A 4,193-nucleotide genomic window follows, 5' to 3' on the forward strand; every position below is an offset into this window, starting at 1 on the left:
GTCAACGCATACAACGACAGAGCCGAGCCCTTCGTCTGGACCAAGAAAAAGGTCCGTCAACGCCGTTTCAAAGGCCGCCGTATCACTCAGCTCTGATTCCGGGTACTAGAACCTAGACCAAGACAACTACCACCTTCCCCGGTACTGCGCGCGAGGGCTTGCCGGTGAGGAGATTGCGGCGCATAGCGCTCCACCTCACTCACATCGAGGTCGCCGATGCAGCTGCCAATCGACGATGCCGGGCCCACCCAGGAACGTCTCGCCAAGGCGGGCGAATACTTCCAGCTCGTCGGCCGCTCGCGATCATCCCGCCGCATCACCATGCTCGACGACCCGCTGGGGAAGGCGCTGGTGCGCCGGGTTTTGTCGGCGCTCGAATATCAGGCGCTGCGCCGCTATGCGCTGCACTGGGCTGCGGCGGGCCTGCAGGGGCCGCTCAACAGCGTCGATCTCAACCGCATCTACAGCTTCGATCCGGCGTCCATGAGCGGACTGGCGCGGACGGAGGCGCAGCTCGACCACAAGCGCACCTATTACGCCGCGAAGCAGGCAATCGGCTTCCGGCCCTCGTTCGTGGCCGATCAGGTCGCCTGCTTCGGGAGGGGGCTGCAGGAGACCGGCGCGAGCCTCGGGATGCGCTCGCCGTACCGGGCACGGGAGAAGGCGGCCGAACTGCTGGGGGACGCCGGGCACCGGCTCGGGGTGTTCTTCGACGCCTTGCGTTGAGGGGCGTTTTGGAGCAAGTTTTCGCTACTCACCGCACTGGCGCCTCTCGATGCCCCTTGGTGCGCCGGGCCTCCGTGATCGGCGAGACAAGAAAGGCCCGGCCTCAGCAGCCGGGCCTTCAGCGTTTCAGCTGCAGCCATTCCTACACGAAGAACGGCAGCACGCAGAAGACGAGCAAGAACAGGCCGACCAGCGTGTAGCCGAGAGGCCTGAAGACGTAAGGGCCCAACACCTCGTCGCCGATCCACTCGGCAACCTTCGGAAAGCATTCCTGAATGAACGAGGTGGCGACTACGACGATGAATGAACGCGGCCAGCCAATAGTTCATCGCTCGATCTCCGGCAGCTGCGCGGGCGTCACCTTCGCCTGCAGCATCAGGCGCACGAGGATGGCGATGTGCGGCGGCACCATGCCGTAGGTCTCGGCGACCCAACTGCGCACGGTGCGCGGCGTCGAGGCGATGGCGCGCGCGAACGCGGTTTGACGGTTCTCACCGAAGATTTTGGTGATAGCGTCGTCCAGCTCCGCGCCCCTCATGGGAGCATTGAGGGTGGTCTTACGCGGCGACATCGAGCTGCTCATTCGGCTGCAGGCGGGCGATCAGGCGGATGACTTGCGCGGACTGCCACGACGAACCTTCCGCCGTGGTGATGCCGCGCGCATTCAGGTGCGCCGCGATCTGGCGCGACGACTGGCACATGACCGGTTCGATGACCTCGCGCAGGCTCTCGGCAAACGCGGCAGCGGCCTTGGCCTTGTTCTGGCCAGCGTTGGGCGCGCCCAGCTTGGTGCCGCGCGCCTTGCAGGCGACGAGGGCGGCCTTGGTGCGATCAGAAATGTCCTGTCGCTCCTTCTCGGCGACGGCGAGCATGATGTGGAGCTGGAAGTTGTCGGCGTGCGGCATCCCCGCGACGCGGAAGGCAACCCGGCGCGACATCAGACCGGAGCCGAAGTGAACGTCGCGGGTGAGGCGGTCCAGCTTGGCGACGACTACGGTGCCCTTCAGCTTGGTCGCCAGCGCGATGGCGGCGGCGAGCTGCGGGCGCGTCTCAAGAGCATCGGAGCCCTTGCCAGTTTCGATCTCGACGAAGGTCTCGATGACATCGTAACCCTCGGCGGCGGCGAACGCGGCGATGGCGGCCTGCTGCGCCTCAAGGCCTAGACCGGAGCGGCCCTGCTTCTGGGTCGAGACGCGGATGTAGGCGACGGCGGTCTTCATGGGGCGGCTCCTCGGCTGTCGCTTCGTTATAGGAAGCAAATGCCTATTCCGTCAAGTCCCATATATCATGGCGCCGATCATGATGAGCGCGGGCAGTAAGCCCGCCAAGACGATCAAGACCCGAAACCAAAACTCACTCACAAATCAACTCGCTGGGAGGGCAATACTCCAACCGACAATCTCCGCTGAAGCCATCGAAAATGACAAATTACGGACGAAGCCAAGGTTCCAGCTGCACATTGGCGTGTACTTAGGTACAATGACCTAAGAGCTCGCTCTCCAATACGCTGCTGCTCCCTTAGAGAAGTCGAAGCTCGAAGGTTTCTCATTCCTGCACGCATGCCTAAGGGTGGAGAGGGGGCCGCCATGTTTGTTCGCACCACGGATCAACGCCTTCGACCCAACACACTCGGCGATCTCGGCTTTACGAGTGCGCCACATCCAATGGTCAAGCTAAGCGAATTTACGTACCGAAAAGGCAAGGAAATCTTCGGCGAAAAAGAACCGGCCGAGTACGTCTATCAAATTAAACGTGGCGCTGTGCGAAGTTATAAGATGCTATCTGATGGTAGGCGTCAAATAGGCGCATTTCATCTAAAAGACGATATCTTCGGACTCGAGAATGGTGCGAACCATCGATTTACCGCAGAGGCCGTCGTCCAAACCACCGTGTATTTAATGAAGCGAGTAAGCCTCCAGTCCATGGCGGACACGGATGCCGCGATTTCGCGCAACCTGCTTACCATGACAACGGCCAATCTGGAGCACGCGGAAAATCACATGCTGCTTCTAGGCCGAAAGACGGCTGTTGAAAGGGTTGCCGCATTCTTGATTGAGATGGACCGCCGAACCGGATCAAGCAATGTGTCGTTGCCGATGTCTCGGCGCGATATCGCGGACTACCTCGGATTGTCGCTGGAAGCGGTTTCGCGCGCAGTGTCTCGATTGCATTGCGAGGGCGTTCTCAATTTTATAGGCAACACCCAACGCGAGATTGTCATCCTCGATCTAAGCAAGCTTCATAGCTTTGATCCGCAAGGATAACTCGGACATCTGGATAAGTGTTTAGCTTAGGGCGGCCCATTGATTGGCTCATTGGGTGCTGGCTGGATGTGTCGTCATGAAGCAGACGGACGAACCACGTCCCGATGAACTACCGGCGCCCGAGCCTTCCCGCTTGGATGAAGCGCGGCGGATCGTGGAGGAATACGCGAAAGATCTGCGCGAAATCATTCAGAAGCTTCGTCGCAAGTTGAACTGACGGCCTTTATGTGGTTCGGAACTCCCAGTTCTCCTTCGATATCTCACTCTGGCCCATCGCGACACGTGGTCGGTATCGGAGCGAAGCGGTCACACGCCTGCTGCGGCTCGCCAAGCCGTTGAGAAATTCAGCGATCTGATAAGGCCAAAGCTGTCCATCGGGCGAATGCCGAAATCATTGCAAACGTCTGGCACCTTCCGATTGGCGCGTTGTTTGCTCGGTTTCGAGATTTCGGCAGTCACGACGCAGCGTTGGTCGGGCGACTTCAATGCGTGCGAAATGAGGAAGGGATCTCTACCAATAATCTCGATTTCTTGATCCGTCAGATCGCGCGCATAGCCTTCTTCAATAACCCGCCGAAGTAGGTCAACGTCTACATCTTCTTCCAGGTCAATGCGTGTAGATGGTCCCTCTCTGAGATCCAAGCGGCGACTTCGTCGGTGCCTTCTCTGATCTCTTCCACCATCTCAAGTGGAATTTTTAACTGACCTTGCGCCCCCTGATGCAGGAGCCAATCCCAAAATTCGGGGATGCGGTCCAACGGATAGTATTCCCTGTTGGCGGTAATAAGGGTGCTGGCATCGAGCAGATGTAACAATCGTCACCCCTGCGCCGCGTTAAAACCGGCCGATCCGGCCCCGACCACGCCGTAGACATTGGAAGCTTTGACGCCGAGAACCTTTCCCGCCTTGGTGGGGGAAAGTATTCGCTCTGCGAGCATGCGACCCGTCAGGTTGACGAGCGCGTCACCTAACCGATGACGCCGCACCACGTAGTAGTTCGGCCCGCCTTCGCGCTCCCGATTTCTTTCGCGTTCCGATGCGCGAGCCGCTTTCCACTGACTACGGAAGAGGGCAGTCAACCGGCTCCAAAGCTAGAGCTGGCCCCGGTTGTTTGGACAGCGCCCCGCTGGATTTAAGTGGATTCCTGCCGGGTTATGCTGAACGCGGGGCTTTACGGTTTTGTCGTTGCGTCGGGAGGGCGTA

8 protein-coding genes are annotated in these 4,193 nt (G+C 59.7%); 3 read left to right on the forward strand and 5 right to left on the reverse strand.

Annotated elements, in window-relative coordinates; genetic code table 11:
* The first annotated feature begins 216 nt into the window (after positions 1-216).
* Positions 217-726: a hypothetical protein gene (locus QJT78_RS49250; protein WP_028152259.1), complete on the forward strand. Its 510-nt coding sequence runs from the start codon at positions 217-219 to the stop codon at positions 724-726.
* Positions 727-1,051: 325 nt separating this feature from the next.
* On the opposite strand, the gene QJT78_RS49255 is transcribed toward QJT78_RS49250, so the two are convergent.
* Positions 1,052-1,297, reverse strand: coding sequence for a hypothetical protein (locus QJT78_RS49255; protein ID WP_028152258.1), 246 nt, complete (start codon positions 1,295-1,297; stop codon positions 1,052-1,054).
* Positions 1,284-1,946 (reverse strand): recombinase family protein, encoded by a 663-nt coding sequence (locus tag QJT78_RS49260; protein ID WP_038945570.1) that lies wholly within the window; start codon positions 1,944-1,946, stop codon positions 1,284-1,286. The genes QJT78_RS49255 and QJT78_RS49260 overlap by 14 nt, the downstream gene beginning before the upstream one ends.
* 366 nt (positions 1,947-2,312) lie before the next feature.
* Between QJT78_RS49260 and QJT78_RS49265 the strand changes: the two genes are divergently transcribed.
* A complete protein-coding gene (locus QJT78_RS49265; RefSeq protein WP_281460785.1) occupies positions 2,313-2,990 on the forward strand; it encodes a helix-turn-helix domain-containing protein in 678 nt (225 codons plus the stop codon).
* A 76-nt stretch (positions 2,991-3,066) separates the two neighbouring features.
* On the forward strand, positions 3,067-3,207 hold the full coding sequence (locus tag QJT78_RS49270; RefSeq protein WP_193376002.1) for a hypothetical protein: 141 nt from the start codon (positions 3,067-3,069) through the stop codon (positions 3,205-3,207).
* 89 nt (positions 3,208-3,296) lie between these two features.
* On the opposite strand, the gene QJT78_RS49275 is transcribed toward QJT78_RS49270, so the two are convergent.
* From QJT78_RS49275 to QJT78_RS49280, 3 genes are read right to left on the reverse strand one after another with little or no spacing between them, the layout of a single operon-like run.
* The gene (locus QJT78_RS49275; RefSeq protein WP_283816883.1) at positions 3,297-3,632 is read right to left on the reverse strand and encodes a DUF4411 family protein; all 336 of its coding nucleotides are present in this window, start codon (positions 3,630-3,632) and stop codon (positions 3,297-3,299) included.
* Positions 3,581-3,805, reverse strand: coding sequence for a DUF4411 family protein (locus QJT78_RS53405; RefSeq protein ID WP_063712901.1), 225 nt, complete (start codon positions 3,803-3,805; stop codon positions 3,581-3,583). Before QJT78_RS53405 ends, QJT78_RS49275 begins: the two co-directional genes overlap by 52 nt.
* A gap of 3 nt (positions 3,806-3,808) precedes the next feature.
* A complete protein-coding gene (locus QJT78_RS49280; RefSeq protein ID WP_281460786.1) occupies positions 3,809-4,069 on the reverse strand; it encodes a hypothetical protein in 261 nt (86 codons plus the stop codon).
* Between the last annotated feature and the right edge of the window lie 124 nt (positions 4,070-4,193).

The sequence above is a fragment of the Bradyrhizobium sp. Mp27 genome, from assembly GCF_029953005.1.
GTDB classification, from domain to species: domain Bacteria; phylum Pseudomonadota; class Alphaproteobacteria; order Rhizobiales; family Xanthobacteraceae; genus Bradyrhizobium; species Bradyrhizobium barranii.